This window comes from Pseudomonas sp. LAM2023 (genome assembly GCF_016620375.1).
In the GTDB taxonomy this organism is placed as follows: Bacteria; Pseudomonadota; Gammaproteobacteria; order Pseudomonadales; family Pseudomonadaceae; genus Aquipseudomonas; species Aquipseudomonas anuradhapurensis.
The window spans coordinates 874195-892984 of the sequence record NZ_JAENHV010000036.1; the positions used below are offsets into that span (position 1 = coordinate 874195).

Annotated in this window: 24 protein-coding genes, 1 tRNA gene and 1 pseudogene; 14 read left to right on the forward strand and 12 right to left on the reverse strand. The window is 60.6% G+C overall.

What is annotated here, in order from left to right; genetic code table 11:
* Positions 1-4: 4 nt before the first annotated feature.
* The 5 genes from JKP78_RS23625 to JKP78_RS23645 are packed head-to-tail and all read left to right on the forward strand — an operon-like array spanning position 5 to position 3237.
* Positions 5-850 (forward strand): phage tail protein, encoded by an 846-nt coding sequence (locus JKP78_RS23625; RefSeq protein WP_200627838.1) that lies wholly within the window; start codon positions 5-7, stop codon positions 848-850.
* Positions 825-1034: a tail protein X gene (locus tag JKP78_RS23630; RefSeq protein ID WP_200627839.1), complete on the forward strand. Its 210-nt coding sequence runs from the start codon at positions 825-827 to the stop codon at positions 1032-1034. The genes JKP78_RS23625 and JKP78_RS23630 overlap by 26 nt, the downstream gene beginning before the upstream one ends.
* 59 nt (positions 1035-1093) lie before the next feature.
* Entirely contained in the window at positions 1094-2137 is a 1044-nt protein-coding gene (locus JKP78_RS23635; protein ID WP_200627840.1) for a phage late control D family protein, read from the forward strand.
* A gap of 36 nt (positions 2138-2173) precedes the next feature.
* Positions 2174-2722 (forward strand): glycoside hydrolase family 19 protein, encoded by a 549-nt coding sequence (locus JKP78_RS23640; protein WP_200627841.1) that lies wholly within the window; start codon positions 2174-2176, stop codon positions 2720-2722.
* On the forward strand, positions 2719-3237 hold the full coding sequence (locus JKP78_RS23645) for a DUF2514 domain-containing protein (RefSeq protein ID WP_200627842.1): 519 nt from the start codon (positions 2719-2721) through the stop codon (positions 3235-3237). The genes JKP78_RS23640 and JKP78_RS23645 overlap by 4 nt, the downstream gene beginning before the upstream one ends.
* A 4-nt stretch (positions 3238-3241) precedes the next feature.
* On the opposite strand, the gene JKP78_RS23650 is transcribed toward JKP78_RS23645, so the two are convergent.
* Positions 3242-4207: a fimbrial protein gene (locus JKP78_RS23650; protein ID WP_200627844.1), complete on the reverse strand. Its 966-nt coding sequence runs from the start codon at positions 4205-4207 to the stop codon at positions 3242-3244.
* A complete protein-coding gene (locus JKP78_RS23655; protein ID WP_200627845.1) occupies positions 4204-4407 on the reverse strand; it encodes a hypothetical protein in 204 nt (67 codons plus the stop codon). Before JKP78_RS23655 ends, JKP78_RS23650 begins: the two co-directional genes overlap by 4 nt.
* A 507-nt stretch (positions 4408-4914) precedes the next feature.
* On the opposite strand from JKP78_RS23655, the gene JKP78_RS23660 reads away from it, so the two are divergent.
* Positions 4915-5556, forward strand: coding sequence for a fimbrial biogenesis chaperone (locus tag JKP78_RS23660; protein ID WP_234454697.1), 642 nt, complete (start codon positions 4915-4917; stop codon positions 5554-5556).
* Between the two features lie 26 nt (positions 5557-5582).
* Positions 5583-6569, forward strand: coding sequence for a fimbrial protein (locus JKP78_RS23665; protein ID WP_200627847.1), 987 nt, complete (start codon positions 5583-5585; stop codon positions 6567-6569).
* A gap of 29 nt (positions 6570-6598) precedes the next feature.
* On the opposite strand, the pseudogene JKP78_RS23670 reads toward JKP78_RS23665, so the two are convergent.
* A pseudogene (locus JKP78_RS23670) lies at positions 6599-7147 on the reverse strand (transposase); the annotation flags it as partial.
* 767 nt (positions 7148-7914) lie between these two features.
* Between JKP78_RS23670 and JKP78_RS23675 the strand changes: the two are divergent.
* Both JKP78_RS23675 and JKP78_RS25195 read left to right on the forward strand, forming a co-directional pair.
* The gene (locus JKP78_RS23675) at positions 7915-8157 is read left to right on the forward strand and encodes a hypothetical protein (protein ID WP_186687063.1); all 243 of its coding nucleotides are present in this window, start codon (positions 7915-7917) and stop codon (positions 8155-8157) included.
* Positions 8158-8292: 135 nt separating this feature from the next.
* Positions 8293-8592, forward strand: coding sequence for a hypothetical protein (locus JKP78_RS25195; protein WP_225931887.1), 300 nt, complete (start codon positions 8293-8295; stop codon positions 8590-8592).
* Positions 8593-8947: 355 nt separating this feature from the next.
* On the opposite strand, the gene JKP78_RS23680 is transcribed toward JKP78_RS25195, so the two are convergent.
* The 4 genes from JKP78_RS23680 to JKP78_RS23695 all read right to left on the reverse strand — a co-directional run bounded on the left by JKP78_RS23680 (position 8948) and on the right by JKP78_RS23695 (position 11522).
* Complete coding sequence (locus JKP78_RS23680) at positions 8948-9184, reverse strand: hypothetical protein (RefSeq protein WP_200627848.1); 237 nt, start codon at positions 9182-9184, stop codon at positions 8948-8950.
* 51 nt (positions 9185-9235) lie between these two features.
* Positions 9236-9457: a hypothetical protein gene (locus tag JKP78_RS23685; protein WP_200627849.1), complete on the reverse strand. Its 222-nt coding sequence runs from the start codon at positions 9455-9457 to the stop codon at positions 9236-9238.
* Positions 9458-9614: 157 nt separating this feature from the next.
* Positions 9615-10625, reverse strand: coding sequence for an alcohol dehydrogenase AdhP (gene adhP, locus JKP78_RS23690; RefSeq protein ID WP_170030448.1), 1011 nt, complete (start codon positions 10623-10625; stop codon positions 9615-9617).
* 222 nt (positions 10626-10847) lie between these two features.
* Positions 10848-11522 carry a polysaccharide lyase family 7 protein gene (locus JKP78_RS23695; protein ID WP_200627850.1) on the reverse strand — a complete coding sequence of 225 codons (675 nt, stop codon included), beginning with the start codon at positions 11520-11522 and terminating at the stop codon, positions 10848-10850.
* A gap of 259 nt (positions 11523-11781) precedes the next feature.
* Here JKP78_RS23695 and JKP78_RS23700 point away from each other — a divergent pair, with 259 nt between their 5' ends.
* Complete coding sequence (locus tag JKP78_RS23700; protein ID WP_186687075.1) at positions 11782-11979, forward strand: hypothetical protein; 198 nt, start codon at positions 11782-11784, stop codon at positions 11977-11979.
* A gap of 1 nt (position 11980) precedes the next feature.
* Here JKP78_RS23700 and JKP78_RS23705 read toward each other — a convergent pair whose 3' ends face one another.
* Positions 11981-12394: a DoxX family protein gene (locus JKP78_RS23705; RefSeq protein ID WP_186687078.1), complete on the reverse strand. Its 414-nt coding sequence runs from the start codon at positions 12392-12394 to the stop codon at positions 11981-11983.
* A 104-nt stretch (positions 12395-12498) separates the two neighbouring features.
* Positions 12499-12583: transfer RNA gene (locus JKP78_RS23710), tRNA-Leu, on the reverse strand.
* 201 nt (positions 12584-12784) lie between these two features.
* On the opposite strand from JKP78_RS23710, the gene JKP78_RS23715 reads away from it, so the two are divergent.
* The 4 genes from JKP78_RS23715 (at position 12785) to JKP78_RS23730 (ending at position 16120) form a co-directional block, all read left to right on the forward strand.
* Complete coding sequence (locus JKP78_RS23715; protein WP_200627852.1) at positions 12785-13060, forward strand: hypothetical protein; 276 nt, start codon at positions 12785-12787, stop codon at positions 13058-13060.
* Between the two features lie 85 nt (positions 13061-13145).
* A complete protein-coding gene (locus tag JKP78_RS23720; protein WP_200627853.1) occupies positions 13146-14303 on the forward strand; it encodes a two-component system sensor histidine kinase NtrB in 1158 nt (385 codons plus the stop codon).
* 5 nt (positions 14304-14308) lie between these two features.
* Positions 14309-15754: an ATPase domain-containing protein gene (locus JKP78_RS23725; protein WP_186687084.1), complete on the forward strand. Its 1446-nt coding sequence runs from the start codon at positions 14309-14311 to the stop codon at positions 15752-15754.
* Between the two features lie 12 nt (positions 15755-15766).
* Complete coding sequence (locus JKP78_RS23730) at positions 15767-16120, forward strand: response regulator (protein WP_186687087.1); 354 nt, start codon at positions 15767-15769, stop codon at positions 16118-16120.
* 45 nt (positions 16121-16165) lie between these two features.
* Here JKP78_RS23730 and csrA read toward each other — a convergent pair whose 3' ends face one another.
* The 3 genes from csrA to modC form a co-directional block, all read right to left on the reverse strand.
* Positions 16166-16363, reverse strand: coding sequence for a carbon storage regulator CsrA (gene csrA / locus JKP78_RS23735; protein WP_004375914.1), 198 nt, complete (start codon positions 16361-16363; stop codon positions 16166-16168).
* A 253-nt stretch (positions 16364-16616) separates the two neighbouring features.
* Complete coding sequence (locus tag JKP78_RS23740; protein ID WP_186687091.1) at positions 16617-17639, reverse strand: DNA topoisomerase IB; 1023 nt, start codon at positions 17637-17639, stop codon at positions 16617-16619.
* Positions 17640-17697: 58 nt separating this feature from the next.
* Complete coding sequence (gene modC / locus JKP78_RS23745; protein ID WP_200627854.1) at positions 17698-18789, reverse strand: molybdenum ABC transporter ATP-binding protein; 1092 nt, start codon at positions 18787-18789, stop codon at positions 17698-17700.
* Position 18790: the final 1 nt, after the last annotated feature.

Here is an 18790-nt window from a genome sequence, read left to right on the forward strand (position 1 = left end):
GTCTATGCCCTACATGGAACAGCTGGAATCGTCCCTGTCCGGGCTGGTTTCAGCCGGGGAGGCTGGGCGCAAGGGGGTGGATGGCATGCTGTCACCGCTCAATGGCGCCATTGGTAGCATCACGGGCGCTGCATCCGAACTGGAGAACATCCCGTTTGTCGGGCCCGAGGCCGGAGAAAAACTGGGGCGGATCGTGCGCAGCATCAACGTGGCACAGTCCCAGGTGGGGCAGGTGGCGTCGACCTATAGTCGGGCCGTCACCGGCGCCGCCCAGGTGCAGGAGCGCCTTGGCACGTTTAAGACGATGGCGGCCAAGGTCACGGCCGAGGCCAAGCGGGTGGCGGGACTTGTGAGCCCGTCGTTGGCCAACATCCTGCCCTCGGGCGGGCTGCTGGGCTCGGCCACGCCACTGCCCGAGGCGGTCGCGCCGTTCCCCCATCTGCTGATCATCCAGCCGCACGACCCCAAGCTGCAGCCGTATTACTTCAACCTGGACACCGCGCCCTTTGACGAGCTGCGCCGGCAGGCGTCGTTCCGTTGGGCTGGCCAAGAGCGCTTGCGCCGCAGTGTGGCGCAGCAAGCCGTCGGCCTGGGTGAGGAAAAGATAACGCTCAAGGGCGCGATCTTTCCGCACCACAAGGGCGGCATTAAGCAGCTGAACGTGCTGCGCAGCATCGGCCGCAACCTGCAGGCGCTGAAGCTGGTCACAGGCTACGGCGAGGTACTGGGCGACTGGTGCCTGGTAAACGTGGATGAAGAACAGGGCTACCTGCTGGCTGGCGGCATCCCCCGGAAACAAGGGTTCACCCTGGAGTTTGTGAGCTATGGCAACGACCTGCAGAACGTCTAGCGGAGATTTGTTGGATGTGATCTGCCAGCGCCATTACGGACACCTCAATGGCACCGTCGAGGCGGTACTGGAGGCCAACCCGGACCTGGCCAGGGAGGTACAACCGTACCGCGCTGGCCTGCTGATCCAGTTGCCCGACCTGTCGGCGCCGGCGGTGGAGCTGCTGCAGCTGTTCGACCGATAACCCCGCGTTACGCGTAACGAGCCCCGCCCTGTGCGGGGCATTTCATTTCTGGAGCAAGCATGAAACCGACGTACCGTATCGTCGCGGATGGCAAGGACATTACCGCGCTGATCAATGACCGCCTGTTGCTGCTGCGGATATCGGACAAGCCCGGCATGGAGTCGGACGAGTTCGAGCTGCGCATTGACGACCGCGACCAGGCTGTTGCGCTTCCTGGGCGAGGAGGCCGGGTGGAGGTGCTGCTGGGCTATGAGGGCCAGCCACTCACGCGCGTGGGTGCCTTTATGGTCGACGAGGTGCAGCTGTCCGGCCCGCCGGACACCATGACCATTCGCGGCAAGGCCAGCGACATGCGTGGCAGTGGCAAGACCGTGCGTAGTGGCAGCTGGGAAAACGTGTCGCTGTCGCAGATCGTCAGCGAGGTGGCCAAGCGCAACGGCTGGGAGCCGGTGTGCCCGGTGACCACCAAGATCGAGCGCGTCGACCAGCGCAACGAGTCGGACTTTAACTTTGTCACGCGTCTGGCCAGGCAGTACGACAGCACCGCCAAGGTGGCCGAGGGCAAGCTGCTGGTCATGCCCCGGCAGGGCGGGAAAAGCATCAACGGCAAGGCCCTGCAGGTCGTAACCATCAACAAAACCGAGGTCGAGCGGTACCAATTCCGCCTCGGCGATCGCGGCGCGCAAAAGGCTGTGCGGACCCAGCACCAGGACAAGAAAACCGGCGCCCTGCAGGTGGTCCAGCTGGACAACGACGAGGCCCCCGGCGGCCTGCCCCCGGTGCATACCGACCGCCATATCTACCCCGACAAGACCGCCGCCGAGCAGGCTGCCAAGGCGCGCCTGGCCGCGTTCAACCGCAGCACCGCCGGCGTGCGCTTGGAAATGGCCGGACGTACTGACCTGTTTGCCGAGTGCACGATCAACGCCCAGGGCTTCAAGGTCGGCCTGGATGGCGAGTACCTGGTGGACAGCGTCGAGCAGGTATTCACCGCCAGCGGCTGGACCACCGCCGTGGAGTGCAACGGCGGCAAGAAGGGCAAGGCCAAGGCCTCGGGCAAGAAGAAGAAAGTCAAAAAGCCGCTCAGGACTGAGCAGCTGTAACCCCACGGCCGTACGCGGCCAACACTGGAGTACGCAATGGCACTATCCATCCAACAACTGCAGCAGATCCTCCCGAACGCCGGCCCCAAAGCCGGCGTTTTTGCACCCGTCCTCAATACCGCCATGGGGGCGCGCGGCATCGTCACGCCGGCGCGGCAGGCGGCGTTTCTCGCGCAGATCGGCCACGAGTCCGGCCAGCTGCGTTACGTGCGCGAGCTGGGCAATGATGCCTACCTGGCCCGGTACGACACCGGCGCACTGGCGGCGCGCCTGGGCAACACGCCGGCGGCCGATGGCGACGGGCAGAAGTACCGGGGGCGGGGGCTGATCCAAATTACCGGCCTGACCAACTACCAGGCCTGCGGCGAGGCGCTGGGCCTCAACCTGGTCGACCACCCCGAGCTGCTGGAGCAGCCGCAGCACGCGGCCGCGTCGGCGGCCTGGTTCTGGCAGTCGCGTGGTCTAAACACGCTCGCGGATCGGGGCGACTTCGTCGGCATCACCCGCAAGATCAATGGCGGCGTCAACGGCATTGCCGACCGTATGGCGCTGTGGGAGAAGGCTCGCAAGGTGCTGGGCGTATGACCGGCCCTAACCCGCGCCTGGCACTGCTGATACTGGTGCTGGGCCTAGCGTCCCACTGGGGCGTCTACCTGCATGGCAGGGCGGTGGAACGCGCCGAAGCCGCCCGTGCATCAGCTGAACGTGACAGCAGCGACCGTCTGGCCGAGGTGATCGGCGAACAGGGCGCCCGAAAGGAAGAACAACGACGCGCCCAGGCGCAGGAGGAGGCGAGAGCCCATGCTCAGGAACAACGAACCATTGCTGATGCTGGTGCTGCTGGCGCCGATGCTGCTGGCCAGCGGCTGCAGCACGAAGGCGCCAAGCTCGCCGCCACCGTCAGTTGCCCCGGCACGGATACCGCCGCTATCGCCCGAGGCCAGGCAGCCACCCGCGCCGCTATGGTGCTTTCCGACTTGCTCGCACGGGCTGATGAACGAGCGGGAGAGCTGGCGAAAGCTTATGACCGTGCCCGAATAGCAGGGGAACTCTGCGTGGCTTCTTATAGCAGTTTGAGTGATAATAGGGGAAAGCTTTGATTGGTCATAAATAACTCATGGTAAAGGTCAGTTCACTATTGGCGGTGCCTGCGCTCATCCCTTGATCGTATTGCCCAGAAGTCCCGTTCGGGAGTGTACGGATATACCTTGCATTCATAGGAATGGAAAAGCTGCCGCCGCTCGAGTTGTATTCGGTGAATACATAGTTTTTTCCAAATTTGATGGGCTCAAGGCTGCCGTCGAGTATCTGCAAGCCAATCCCTTTTGCAGTCGAACTTTGATTTAGCTCAACGATGCCAATGTCTGGATTTGAGGTTTGGCCCATTGCGCTTGCAGTTAAAGTGTAAGAGACTTTGTTGATCCCGCTTGGGCAGCTTCTAAGATCTATGCTGAATGCGTGCGGGTTGGTGAATTTCCCGAGTTCTGTGAATGTGCTTAAGTTGAACTCTCCCATTTCTACGCGCACGTCAGGAGTTTCGCATGACTGGAGAGTTATCGAAGTGTTGCCGTTGATTTGCAGTGCTAGTGTCGCGAGTGTGTCGGACATCATGTAGCCCATGATGCCTGCGGATATCGAAGTGCCGGGTCCGATATCTCCCGTCTTTATTATGCGAAGTCTGTTTGTTGAGCCATTATGTCCGTAGCCGCCAGCCTTATAAGACTTTCCTCCCTCGCCAAGAGATGGGTTGTCCCAATATATCCATTGCCACGAAAGCCCAGTGTTTTCGATAGGGAATGTTCTGGATGTTGGGGAGTTCGATCCCCTGTTATTCCTTACTCCCATCAGCCAGTCGGTTGAGCATTTAAAGGATGCGCTTCCGTTGTAGGTTTGCGTCGGAGACTCGAAAATCACAGTGCCATTTACAGCATCTCTGGGTATGGAGAGTGTTGGCGGAATTTGCACTGTAATTATTTGCATGGAGTGCCCTTCGTAAAACTCACAAGTTGCACTGCTAATTGATGGTGCGCCAATCAAAAATATCAGTGCGAGTGCTTTGGGTAGACTCATCTTCCCGCCTCTATAAAGCCCCAGTTGAATTCCGGGGACTGTGACTGAAGTCGTTTAAGCTCTTTGTTGAACTGCTGCTGTTGTAAGCGTTTGCTGTCTTCGTAAGTGAGGCTGGAGGTGGTGGTGCATCCAGCAACTGCTATTAGGATGGCTGTTGTAGCTAAATTGTTTGGGGTGAAGCGATTGGCTAAATATTTCATGCTTAATTTCAGGTGAGTGAATTAATTCTTTAGGATACGAGAGGGCTGCTGGAGTGCTAATCAGACGATTCTGAATATGACAGGGCAAAACTATAGATGCATCGGTGATGGCCGTTAAAAATGTACCTCCTAGTATTTCCAGATGGTCTGAATCATCAGCGATAGAGCCGATCATGGATCATGGATGATCTAGTCGTGGTGTAGCCCGGGTGGCCTGACCCACACTCCGATCGACCCTTGTAACGTTCCTGAATCTGTCGACCATACGGGGATACTGCACGTCTAGGTGACCGCCTTGCCGATGCATGTTGCCATGACAACGCTGTGAAAAAACGGGAAAATTAAATCCGCTGTAATTTGAGAAATGTCTTAAAGCCGGCGTTGGTTTAGGTGGCTAAGATGGTCAGGAAACTCCCAGGCAATCACACCGGAGCCTTTCCCGACATGTGGCGTCTGCTTCATACCCTCTCGCGTCCTGCCATTGCAGTACTCATCCTAATGAGCATGATGTCCACCGCCTGGGCCCAGCTGAAGATTGAAGGGACGCGCCTAATCTACAAATGGTCGTATAAAGAGGCGAGCGTCAAGGTAGTCAATCGCAGTGGCCTCGACACGCTCATGCAAAGCTGGGTCAGTGATTCAGAAGGGGGCGGCGATGTCCCCTTCGCGATTGTCCAGCCGTTGACCTTAATACCACCCAACGGACAGCAGATGCTGCGGGTGCTGTACTCTGGCAAAGGCCTGGCCGAAGACAGGGAGTCACTGTTCTGGCTCAACATCCTCGAGATCCCGCATGAAACCGAACAGGCCAATACCCTGCAGCTTGCAATCCGCCAGCGCCTAAAGCTTTTCTACCGCCCCGCCGGGCTAACAGGCTCGGCCAGCGCGGCGGCCGAAGGCCTAGAGTGGCGGACGCGACAGCCAGGCCGTATCGAAGTACACAACCCGAGCGGTTTCCATGTCTCCTTGATTGACCTCCAGCTCGTCAGTCCTGGTCAGGCGCGCCCGCTAGCGGACAACGTTCTCCTGCACCCTTGGGAATCGCTCTCCTTCGAGGTGCCTTCGTCTATGCCAGCGAACAGTCGCATGACATACAGCGAGATCACCGATATAGGCCTGCAGAAGCGTCACCATGTCGTGCTGCGTTGAACATACTTCAATAGGATAAAATAGCTATGCCCCTGATCCGGAACCATTTGTTATTAGTGCTCATCATGGCCGCCAGTTGCCCCGCCACTAGTTACGCGCTGTCATGCAAACTCGATCCGTCCAAGGCCGCAGAGTTCAAAGAAGCCCTAGGCACCGCGCTTGCTGTCCCAGCCGATGCACCTAACGGCACAATTATCTGGGAATCGGAGGAACATTCGGTTCCGGTCATCTGCGCCGATGATTTTGAAACAGGCCATAGGGAATTCATTTATTTCTATCCTAATCCCGCCGAGGCCGATGTAGGCAAGGGTATACGGGTTGGAATTCGCTACGGGTCCAAGACAATTACCGGAACCTCTAAGGTCAACACTGGTTATAATTCGCTTGAAGGTTGTAGTTGGGCAAACTGCGCGGGCTGGGACAGAGCCAAGTTCACCCTAGATTTCTCTGTATTTATAGAGAAGTTCGGCGAAACCCCTACCGACGGGCAAGCCAGCAACTTGACCGAATACCGGGTTTTCCAGTTGGACGGGGGGGGCGGGTTAAATCCCAAGCCCAATAGCAACCTTAACTACATCGTCACTGGCATGAACAACATCCGCTTCGTGCCTTGCTCTCCGGAGTTAACAATCTCTCCATCAGTGGTCAATTTCCCCCGTACCCTGGCCAGCTCGGCAAAGGTTGGTCAGGTCGCCAGTTCAGCTAATTTTAGCCTAGACCTTGTCAGGACCTGCGATACGCCCTACTCCGTCAGCGCTCGGTTCACGCCGGTCGCGGGTACTGCGAGCATCATAGATAAACTGCTAGTTCCCGCAAAAAATAGCTCGGTGGGTATAGCGCTGACCCAGCAAGACAGCAACATACAGGTGCCTTTTGATAAGTGGTTCAAGCTGGCAGATCTGACCGCCCCGGGCTTGATGCGCAATGAGTTCCGTGCTGACCTGGTCTGGCGCTCGGCACCGATTTTAGGACCGTTCGAAGCCATGGCTCTGGTGGACTTGTATTACCAGTAAGCTAGGCCCGGCTGCATTTAGGGGTTCACGTAGCCGAACTGGCGCTTGATCACCCGAAACGGATGCTCGACCTCGGCGCGTACCTGCGTCCTGGCCTGCTCGATCTGGCGCTTGGCTTTGTACATCGCATTGCGCTTGCCCAGCTTCTGGCAGGTACTGCGGCGGGCAGCGACCTACCAGATGACCTGGCGCCCTGTGTGCGCTTTGCGCCTCTCCACGCCGGTACAGCCCGCGTCGCCACAGACTATGTTTCCCTGCCGTGCAGCAGCTGGCCGACCAGGGTGAGATCGGCCACGTTGGCCGCCGTGCCCACCGCGCTGTGCACCAGGCCTGACTCGGCATCGGCACCGATGTGTGCCTTCATGTCGAAGTACCACAGATGGCCTTAGATGTACGCGCAACATCGCCATCAGCGGATAGGCCGGACGACCGCCTTCACCTTTTGGATAGTGAGGCTCGATCAGGGTAATCAACCCCTACCATGGCACCACCTGATCCATTTCGATCAGGCACAACTCCTTGCGAGTCTGCTTGCGCGTGCTGGTGTATCCGGCATCAGCGAAGCTCATCTGCTTCATCGGGAAACTCGGGCAACGGGATCGGCATATTTCACCAGGTTCGGGAAGTCTTCTTCAGGGTTTCCCTAAAATTTTTGGGTCTTGCTTACATCGGAATTTGTCGACGCCTGAGCCTAACTCCGGCCTGGCTCGCCGCGCTCTGTTAAATGGCCTTTGCCGCCCATCGCCGTTACTAGGTAGACGACGGCGGTCTATCCGACATGCTGGAATTTGCCCACGGTGCTCGGCTGTGCGCGCTCAAGTATGAGGGGCCCGGCGGGGTGTAAATTTGAAACGGAGATAGGGTCGGCAGAACGCCAGAGGAGGGGTGAAAATTGGTTCCAAAACTAAAAAGGCGACCCTTGTAGAATGCGGCCTGCAGGGGTATCGTTCGCGCTTCGTTTCGGAACTAAAGGTGACGCCTAGGTGGCATGAAGCGGCGATTCTTGTATCGGATTGCAAATCCGTCTACGCCGGTTCGATTCCGACCTCGGCCTCCACCATTCGAAAGCCCCGCAGATTAACGTCTGCGGGGTTTTTCTTTGTGGGCTGAAAAAATTAAGTCCTACAACCAGTTATCCTTCCTCATTGCCAGAGCCTGGCGATAGCGTCGAGGCGGCGTGGCCTTGAGCACATGTTGTAAGCTCCCTGTTGTGCAGGAGCTCGCCAGCTTCAGGCGCCTGGTTGACCTTGCAGCCGACGGCTGACAAGGAGCAAAAACAGAACAGAGCTGTCCCAAACCTCAGCGATGCTGCGAGTTTGAGTTCTACTGCCTTGCGAGATGACACATGCCACTAGATAAAAGGTTTGCTGCATATCAGCTCCTGAGAGAGCTGGATGCCATAACCTCGTCGATCATGAACCAAGTCGCGTACGGACGTATTGGCGATCCTTCATGGAAAGAGGCGCAGGCCCATCATCGGGAAGTCTTCGAGAAGTGGATGAGCTTTGCCGCGACGCTCAACCCTCCCGAGCTGTGTGGCCTCGGCAATGAGGATGACAATGATTCGGCCGAGTTGCGATCAGGCTGATCGTTCCGTTTCACTCGATACGTGCTTGGCCTTTCCCGGTCGTCCGGAAGCCATTTATTTGGCGTCAAAAATCTTGAGTCGGTGTGCTCGTTGCTGTAAGAAGCATCTTTCTCGATAACTCAGGACATTGGGACGATGGCGAGGGAGCGTGGCGAGTGCTTCTGGCAGTGGGGCGACCCGGTATTACACACCAGAACTCATAACGAAACGTTGAGTGACGGAACCCAAATCGATGTTCAGGTTCGGCTGTCCAGAACCGGCGCAACCCAGATGTTCATCGGTGTCTATGCTCCCGGTGGAGCGATGATCCACGAAGAAAGCTTTGATTCTCGCCCAGGAGAGACGATGACGCGGGCAATGGCCCGGGGCGTAGGGCGTGCTCGCTGCCTGGCTGGCGGAGTGCGATCGCCCAGCCGGAAGGTCGCCACGGGGTAGTCTTGCGCGACGTCCAGGCCATTGCTGAGTTCTGCCGAAAACAACGAGACGCTCGAGTTTCAGGCGGGTGTAGGGCATCGGCCAGTCACCCGCTGCAGTGCCTGGTCGGTCGCTTGAATATTTGTCGCGCACGCCCCTAGATTCACGCCTCGGTCGGCCGGATCAGTGGACTGTCTTTCCCTTCCGCGAACAAGGAGGTGCCCTCATGACCCAGTTTCCGCGACGTCTCTATGTCTGCGAAGGCTTTGTCGAGACGGGCGAAGTGATCGATGGCGAGTTGATCATGCGACGTCTGTTGGCATGATCGAAAGTGGGGGTGCCCAGGCGCCCCCGCTACCTCGTCCATGCGCAGGCGCTAGCCTTCAGGCGGGTTTACCCCACAGACGAATTCATCCGACCCCAAGCGGTGCGAACCGAACTCCACCACGTAGCCATGACCACGGCGCTGTGCCTCGGCCCTGGCCGTCTTCTGGTCGGCATAAACATCGACGAAATGCCAAGGATGGCGGTCTCTCAGCACGCCCCAACCGAGCACCCAGCCTTCATTGCCTGGGTCGGGTGGCAGGTTCTTCGCCAAGCTGCGGATGCTCATGTCTGTACCTCGATTAGCTGACCAGTCGCCTGTTCGCGAAGGCGCTACGACTCACGGCTTGGACACTACCGTGAAGGAAGCATCGCATTTCGGCTGCAGTAACACTGGCCTATCGAACAGCGCACCGCCACTGGTGATGAAGCCGCTGGTCTTTTCCAGATAAGCCCATAAGCCCAGATCGTGGATGACGATTTCTGTCGCAGTGTGCGGCTGACCAAGGCTGAGCTCGTATTCGATCCGCTCGAGCACGTCTTTTGCTTCTTCTTCCGTCATGCTGTCCACCCCTTCAAACCACCGTTCATCTCAGGCCCGGCAGGTTGCCAGGCAGAAATTCCTGCCCTTACCAGCAACTAGAGCCCAGGCGGCACCGGTTGGTTCGTTTTTATCAAGGGGTAGCGTGCGCTGCAGCCACAGCCAGCGCACGTGTACGTCATCCTTCGAACTGAATCACCATCCGCCCTTTGATCTTGCCCTCCAGCATTTCCTCGAAGATGTGGTTGATATCTTCGATAGGGCGCAGCGTGACCTTCGGCACCACTTTCCCTTCTGCGGCAAACTGGAAGGCTTCCTGCAGGTCCTGGCGGGTACCGACCAGCGAACCGACCACTTCGATACCGTCCAGCACCAGGCGGGGGATATTCAGGTCCATGGCTTCCGATGGCAGCCCGACTGCCACCAGTCGTCCGCCGGCGCGCAGGGCGTCGACCGCCGAGTTGAAGGCAGCCTTGGCCACCGCGGTAACCACCGCCGCATGGGCGCCTCCGGTCTTTGCCTGGATGACCTTGGCAGCATCTTCGGTACGCGGATTGATTACCAGGTCGGCGCCCATCTCGCTGGCGAAGCGCAGCTGCTCGTCATTGACATCGATGGCGATCACTTTGGCGTTGAACACGTTCCTGGCATATTGCAGCGCCAGGTTGCCAAGGCCACCGAGGCCGTAGATGGCGATCCACTGGCCGGGGCGGATGTTGGAGACCTTCACCGCCTTGTAGGTAGTCACGCCGGCGCAGGTAATGCTGCTGGCTGCCGCGGAGTCGAGCCCGTCGGGCACTTTGACCGAGTAGTCGGCCTTGACGATGCAGGCTTCGGCCATGCCGCCGTCTACCGTGTAGCCGGCGTTCTTCACCTCGCGGCACAGGGTTTCATTGCCGCTGTTGCAATACTCGCAATGCCCGCAGCCCTGGTAGAACCAGGCCACGCTGGCGCGGTCGCCTGGCTTGAGCGAGGTGACGCCCGGCCCGACCTCCTGGACCACGCCAATACCTTCGTGGCCCAGCACCACGCCGGTCTTGTCACCGAAGTCGCCGTTTTTCACATGCAGGTCGGTGTGGCACACACCACAGCATTGCATCTTCAGCAGCGCCTCGCCGTGTTCGAGTGGGCGCAGGGTCTTCTCCACCACCTCTACGCGACGGCCTGGGGCAACAACAGCAGCTTTCATATGAGCCTCCGTTTCCTGTTCCGAATGGGCTTGCTTATCGCCGGCTAAGCATAGCTCTGGGTCGCTACGGGAAAACTGCTTCAGGTCATGCTCAGGGGCGCGGCGTATGCCACAAAAAGAAAAGCCCGCGGCAAGGATGCGGCGGGCTGTAAGAACATAGGGAGCAGGGTCAGTGTGCCCAGCCGGATGTCAGTATTTTGTGAAGTTCAGGTGATAGGGGTGTCACGCATGGCTCAGGTCCAGTTGGCTGATCACGCACACCGAGCCGTCTTCGGGCGGCGTGGTATCGGTATAGTCCACCTGGTTGTACACCCCGCCATGGAAGTTCAGCGTGCGCGTGGCCCAGGTATCGTTCAGTTGGAGGCCCGAGGTCGTGCCGGTGCGGCCATTGCAGCTGGCGCTGACCGTGCAGGCGCCGGCCGCCGTTACCTCGATGGTGATGTCGAAGCGCGCCCCCAGCGGGACGTCGGTCAGTACCGTGCTGCTGCTGGTAGTGAGCTGGTTGAACTCGGTACGGAAACCGACGGTTATTCTGGCCTTGTTCCAGAACACCTTGATAGGTGGGCTGTCATCGTCTTTGACATGCAACTGGGCAATCACCACTTTCTGCGCCAGGTTGACCTTCTCCAGCACCATGGTCTGGTGGTTGCGGTGCCGGGCGGCGCTGTTCAGTGCCCAGTAGACGGGCTCCTTCCACTCGCAGCGGGTGCGGTGGGTGCTTTTGCTGGAGGCGCCCTTGGTCGGGGCGGTCAGGCGCACCGAGCCATCACTCAGGCGGGCAACCACCTCGGGCAGCGTGGCCAGCGCCTGGGCGCCGGTCAATTCCAGGGCGACCGGGTCGGTGGCGGATTTGGCTACGGGGGTGGTAATGATCAGGGTGTCGATGTTTACAGTCATGGATGCTCTCCTTGAAAAACAAAGGTCCTGCATCATTTGCGAGCGTGGCCAGCATGGGCCGGGTTCCCTGTGATTTTCCTGCATTGGACAGGGGGAGGGTGGCAGCCATAAAAAAGCCCGCCGGGAAAGGCGGGCAAGCAACGTTTGAAGGGAGAGCCTGCAGGTTGGACTCGGCCGGTTAACCCAGCATTAAACGGTAATGCATTGACCTGCGCGGTTGATCAGCCTATACAGGCCTGCCACGAGCCCAGGAGCCAGCATGCACGACGAAGACGACCTGCACGAACCCGAGCATGATCACCTGCTTGATCACGAATTCCTGTACGACGACAGTGAAGCAGAAGCCGATGCCCGAGGCATCGAGGATGACATCGAGGAAGACGAACAAACGCTGGATGAGCTCGATGACGAAGAACGCGATCACCCAGCGTGGTTCGACGACTGCGAAGAGGAGTGATTCAGCGACCGTCTACTGAAAAACGCCCTGGGCCACTGACGGCCAGCGCCAGCAGGCCGCCCATGATGCTGAGGTTTTTCAGGAACTGGGTCAGGTTGGCACTGCGCTCCGGGTCGACCATGTTCCAGAACGGGTGGCCCAGCAACGCAGTGCCCAGCACGAACAGGGCGAACAGGAACGCCAGTGGCCGGGTGTAGAAGCCGAGGATCAGCAGGATGCCGACAACGAATTCCATGAGCACGGCAACTGCTGCTGCCAGCATCGGGGCAGGGGCGCCCAGCGAGGTCATGTAGCCGACCGTGCCGTCGAAACCGGTCAGCTTGCCCCAGCCAGACAAGATGAACAGGATCATCAGTGTCACTCGGGCGACCAACAAAAGGATGTCGCGTTGACCATCGAACAGTGAGTAGCGCATGGCAGCGTTCCAGTGGACCAATATATGCACCACTCTAGCAGCTGCGGCGAGGCTTGTTGGCGCGCAACAAAAAAGCGCCCTGAAGGCGCTTTTTCAAAGGAATTTGGTGCGAGTGGCGGGACTCGAACCCGCAAGGCTCACGCCGACAGATTTTAAGTCTGCTGTGTATACCAATTCCACCACACTCGCACGCTTGAAGGGGTCGTGAGGACCGGCTCGCTTCTAAGCAGAAGGGCTTCGCATTCAAGCGCGCTTTATAACCCATCGTTATAGTTGCGTCAACCACAGCACCTATGATCAACAGAGAAGGGGTCGGTCGAAGGAGCAATTGACACCTTGCTGTCAATGCGCCACCGTCCTTCTTCTATTGGATCCAATGAGTGTGCGGCGATGACTCGATCCGAAGCTTCGCAGCGTATCCTGTACCAACGGCTTTTATGGCGGCTGCTGTTCGCGCACGTGCTGGTGTTGGGCGCCTTTCTTTATGTGTGCCTGCTCAGCCTCGGCGTGTACCTGGTGATGCTGGGGTTCGATGCCGAACACGCTCAGCCGCAGCAGTTGATGGCCTTCGCCGGTGGTGGCTTGATACTGCTGGTCAGCCTGTGGCTGCTCAAAGTGACGATGCCGTGGTGCATCGGCTCGGTATCGGTTGACTCCGAACACTGAGCTGCGCCAACCCCTGAGCCCAGCCACGCGCGAGCAGGCTGGTGGGTGCGTATTTTTCCTTTCCTGCCGTACCGGTGGAGTTTGCATGGTTTCAGCCGACTGTCTCAACCCCGTCATGCCTGACCACCGCTATGAGCAATTGGTCCAGTCGGTGGTGGATTACGCCATCTATATGCTCGACCCGACCGGCCATGTGGTGTCGTGGAATGCCGGTGCGCAACGCATCAAGGGCTACCGCGCCGATGAAGTGATCGGCCAGCATTTCTCATTGTTCTTCACTACCCAGGATTGTGCCGAGGGCCGCCCGGAGCATTTGTTGCGGCAGGCATTGGAGCAGGGTAGCGCGCAGGACGAAGGCTGGCGGGTGCGCAAGGATGGCACGCAGTTCTGGGCCTTGGCCGTGCTGCATGTGATTCATGATGACCTTGGCCAGGTTGTTGGCCTGGCCAAGGTCATCCGCGATATCACTGACCGCCGCGAGGCGGCGCTGCAACTGGACGCGGTACGCGCCCAGCTGTTCCAGGCACAGAAGCTGGAAGCACTGGGCCAGTTGACCGGCGGCCTGGCCCACGATTTCAACAACCTGTTGACCATCATCATCAGCTCGGCGCACCTGGCCCTGTCCACCAAGGACCCGGCACGCGCCCAGCGCATGCTGCAGCACATTCTCGACGCCGGGCAGCGGGGGACTGAACTGACCCAGCAGTTGCTCAGCTTTGCCCGCCATCGCACGTTCGATGTAACTCGCGTCGCCCCGGCCAGCCTTGTCGCCGCCACGCGCGGCCTTCTGGAGCATGCGCTGCCGGGTTCGATCGAGCTGAAGGTGCTGCTGCAACCGGACCTGCCGCTGATCGAGGTGGATGCCGGGCAGTTGCAGATGGTGCTGCTCAACCTGCTGTTCAATGCCCGCGATGCCATTGCCGGGCAGGGCCGGATCGGCTTGACCGTCGATGTGGTCGAGCTGGCTGGCGAGGTGGAAGGGCTGCACGGCGGTTTTGTGCGTTTCGAGGTGGAAGACAGCGGTGAAGGGATTGCGCCAGCGGTACTGCCGCGGATCTTCGAGCCGTTCTTCACCACCAAACCCTTTGGCAAGGGTACCGGCCTGGGCCTCTGCCAGGTGTACGGCTTCGCCAGGCAGAGCGGTGGCGCGATCCGTGTCGAGAGTGAACCCGGCCAGGGAACTTGCATGCAGCTTTACTTGCCAATCTATCAGGACCAGACACACAGCCAACTCGACAGGTAGATACCATGGCTCAGGCACTCAGGCGGCTGGTGACGGGCATCGAAGGGCTCGATGCGTTGTTGAAGGGTGGCCTGGTGGCCGGTGCGTCCTACATCGTGCAGGGCCCGCCGGGGGCCGGCAAGACCATTCTTGCCAACCAGCTGGCCTGCGGGCATGTGCGCGGCGGTGGCCGGGTACTGGTGGCGACCTTGCTCAGCGAGTCGCACGAGCGGCTGTTCCAGTACCTGGCGACCCTGGAATTCTTCGACCCGTCGCTGGTCGGCGACCCGATCCAGTTCGTCAGTGCCTTCGACACCCTGGAGCAGGAAGGCCTGGATGCGGTGGTGCGGCTGCTGCGCCAGGAAATCGCCCGGCAACAGGCCAGCCTGTTGATCGTCGATGGCGTGCTCAATGCGCGCGTGCGCGCAGAAACCACGCTGGATACCAAGAAGTTCGTCTCCGAATTGCAAGGCCATGCGGCATTTGCCGGCTGCACCGTACTGCTGTTGACCAGCGCGCGCCTGGAAGAGGGCAGCCCCGAGCACACCATGGTCGACGGCGTGATCGAGCTGGGCGAGCAACTGCACGGCAGCCGTGCCGTGCGCCATATCCAGCTGCGCAAGACGCGCGGCAGTGCGGCGCTGTCGGGGCGCCACGAATGCCTCATCGATGAAGCCGGCCTGCACGTCTACCCGCGCCTGGAGTCGCTGTTCGGCCACCCCAGCTCTGCGGGCACTGCCACCCGGGAGCGGGTCAGCTGCGGCGTGGCAACCCTGGATGAAATGCTTGGCGGTGGCCTGGCCACGGGCTCGGTCAGCCTGCTGATCGGGCCCTCCGGTATTGGCAAGACCTCATTGGGCCTGGCCTTCCTCGGTGCCAGCAGCCCGCAGGCGCCGGGGCTGCATTTCGGCTTCTACGAAACGCCGGAACGCTTGCGTATCAAGGCCGCGTCGTTGGGGCACGATTTTGTCGCGATGGAGCAGCGCGGCAGCCTGCAGCTGTGCTGGCAGCCAACCACAGAAGGCCTGCTCGATCAGGTCGGGGCGCGCCTGCTGGAGCGGGTCGAGGCACAAGGCAGTAAGCGCGTGCTGATCGACAGCCTGGGGGCGTTCAGCCGCCTGGCCATCGACCCGGCGCGGCTCAATGCATTTTTCCGCGCCTTGACCGGCGAGCTGCGCGCGCGTGACGTCAGCGTGATGCTCACCTGGGAAATGCGCGATATCTTCGGCGCGGAAATCAGCGCCCCGGCGCCAGACCTGTCGAGCATCGTCGACAACCTGATGCTGATGCGTTTCGTCGAGCTGGATTCGCAGCTGCGGCGTATGTTGTCGATCCTCAAGGTGCGTGACAGCCATCACGACCCGGCCTTGCACGAGCTGCAGATCGGGCCACAAGGCCTTACCTTGCGCAAGGCGTTCGAAGGCGCCTGTGGAGTGCTTTCAGGAACGCCGGTGCCACAGGGAAGTGGCTGACGGGGCGGGCCAATGAACACCATCCTGATCGTCGATGACGAATACCTGATTGCCGATATCCTCGGTTTTGCCCTGGAGGACGAAGGCTTTCTGGTAGAAAAGGCCAGCAATGGCTTGAAGGCCCTGGAAGCGCTGAAGGAAAAGCGCGTTCAACTGGTAATTACCGACTACATGATGCCGCTGCTCAACGGTGAGGAACTGGTGCGTTCGATGCGCCAGGACCCGGACCTGAGCGACCTGCCGGTCATCCTCATGAGTGGGGCGCAAGCCAACCAGGGGCGCCCGGAACTGTTCGCCGCGGTGTTCGACAAGCCGTTCGACATCGACGGTATGATCGCCAAGGTGCGCGAACTGCTCGGCACCTGAGGCGCGGGGCGGTCAAGCGCGTCCGTGCGGCTTGAGGCGGGTCGCTCAGTGCGAGTCGTCGTGCTTTTCCGGGGCCGGGCTGCCGGCCTGGATACGCTTGAAGATCTCTTCACGATGGACCTGGACATCTTTCGGTGCATCGATACCGATCCTCACCTGCATCCCCTTGACGCCCAGAATGGTGACTTTGATGTCATCATTGATGACGATGCTTTCGCCAACCTTACGGGTGAGTATCAGCATGTAGTTCTCCTTGGTGATGTAAAAGTCCGTCGGGCTAGTTGCCGCGGCGGCGGGAGCTGGTCCCTCTTCCTTCTCATTAAAGACGCTTTCGGCGGATAGTAATTCCCCGACAGACAAATTCTGTTGCGTGTCTTCAGTCGCAGGTGCCGAAGCAAACCGCCAGCGGTTTGTCGGCCAAGGTGCTCGGTGGCAAGAATAGGGGGCTTGGCGTCCAATGGGAAATTTCTTCGCATCATGGGCTGAATAGACCAGGTTAATGGTCCGGCTGTTCCTCAAGTGCCTGAAGAAATAGCAACAAAGCCACTTCTTCACGGTCCAGGCCTTTGCGCACGCGGCTTTTCGGCAAGTTGGCCAGACGCCCCAAGGCAAAGTGTTCCAGTACTGCCGGGTGGATATAACAGCGCCTGCACACGGCCGGTGTATTGCCCAGGCGCGTGGCCACCTGGCGGACGATGGCGCTGACCTGGCGCCGGGCTTCGCTCTCGGGCTCCCAGGCCAGCGGCCGCAGCAGGGCCAGGGCCAGGCGGCTGCCGGCCCAGGTGCGGTAGTCCTTGGCGGTAAAATCGGCACCGGTCAACTGTTGCAGAAACTGGTTCACCTCGCTGGAGCCGACGCTATGGCGTTGGCCGTCTTCATCCAGGTACTGGAACAGCGCCTGGCCGGGCAGTTCCATGCAGCGCTTGAGCAGGCTGGCCAGGCGCCGGTCGTTGAGGGTGACGTTGTGTTCGACGCCACGCTTGCCACGGAACTGGAAGCGAATGGTGCTGCCTTTGACTTGCACGTGGCGGTTGCGCAGGGTGGTGAGTCCGTAGGACTTGTTGTCACGCAGGTAGCGTTGGTTACCGATGCGGATCAGCGTGTGGTCGAGCAGGCTGACCACCAGGGCCATGACCTTTTCCCGATCCAGGCCTGGGCGGGCAAGGTGCGCCTCCAGTTGTTTGCGCAGCTTCGGCAACGCGTGGGCGAAAGCCAGCATGCGCCCGTACTTGTGTTGATCGCGCATTTCCCGCCATTGGGCGTGGTAGCGGTATTGCTTGCGACCACGGGCATCGCGCCCCGTCGCTTGCAGGTGGCCCTGCGGGTCGGCGCATATCCACACGTCGGTGTAGGCCGGGGGGATCACCAGTGCGGCGATACGTGCCAGGGTGTCCGGGTCACGTACCCGCTGGCCTTCGGCGTCGAGGTAGATGAAGCGGTCCCGCCAGCGTCGGCGGCTCAGGCCAGGCTGGCTGTCATCGACGTAATGCAGCGTTGCGGGGAGCGGGCAGTCGGGCATCGGCAGCAGGCCTCGATCAGGTTGACTGATCAATGGACAGCGGCCACGCGGTGGATGCTCAGCCCAGCAAGGCCACCGACTTGATCTGGGCGAACAGCAGCTGGCCCGGGTGCAGGCCGAGTTGGTCTGCCGAGAAGCGGGTGATACGCGCCAGCAGGGCATTGCCGTCGGCATCCAGGCTGACCAGCACATGGGCCGGGTTGGCCGCCGGCTGGCTTTGGCGCACGCGCACCGGCAGGCGATTGAGGATGCTCGAGGTGCCATCGGCGGTCAGCGCAAGGCTGATGTCACGCGCCTGCACCTTGACCCGCAAGGTGCTGCCCATCACCTGGGGCGGGTGGGCGATGCGCAGCAGCGGCCCATGGGCGCCGGGCAGGCGCAGGGTGAGCAGGTCGTAGTGTGGGTCGTGGCCCACCACCAGGCCGTCGAACACCACGCCGGCGTCCTCGCCCTGGGCCAGCGCCAGGTCGAGGCGGGCCAGGGTTTCGCCGACCGGGCCGCTGGCCACCGCCTGGCCTTGCTCCAGCAATACCAGGTGGTCGGCCAGCCGCGCCACTTCGTCCTGGGCGTGGCTGACGTACACCAGGGGGATGTCCAGCTCGTCGTGCAGGCGTTCCAGGTAGGGCAGGATCTCGCGCTTGCGTGGCCCGTCGAGGGCCGCCAGCGGCTCGTCCATCAGCAGCAGGCGCGGGCTGCTGAGCAGTGCGCGGGCGATGCCCACCCGCTGCGCCTCGCCACCGGACAAGGTCGCCGGCCGGCGTGCCAGCAAATGGCCGATGCCGAGCAATTGGCAGGCCTGGTCGAGGCTGACCTTGCGCTCGGCAGGGGCCACCCGGCGCCAGCCGAATTCCAGGTTGCCGCGCACCGTCAGGTGGGCAAACAGGCTGGCCTCCTGGAACACATAGCCTACCGGGCGCAGGTGCGGGGGGCGGAAGTAGCCGCGCGCGCTGTCTTCCCAGACCTCGCCGTTGACCTCGATATAGGCACTGGCGGCCCGTTCCAGGCCGGCCAGGCACCGCAGGCAGCTGGTCTTGCCAGAGCCCGAGTGGCCGAACAGTGCGCTGATGCCACGCCCGGGCAGGTGCAGGTCGACCGCCAGGGTAAAGTCGTCGCGGGCCAGTTTCAGGCGCGCCACAATCGATTTGCTCATG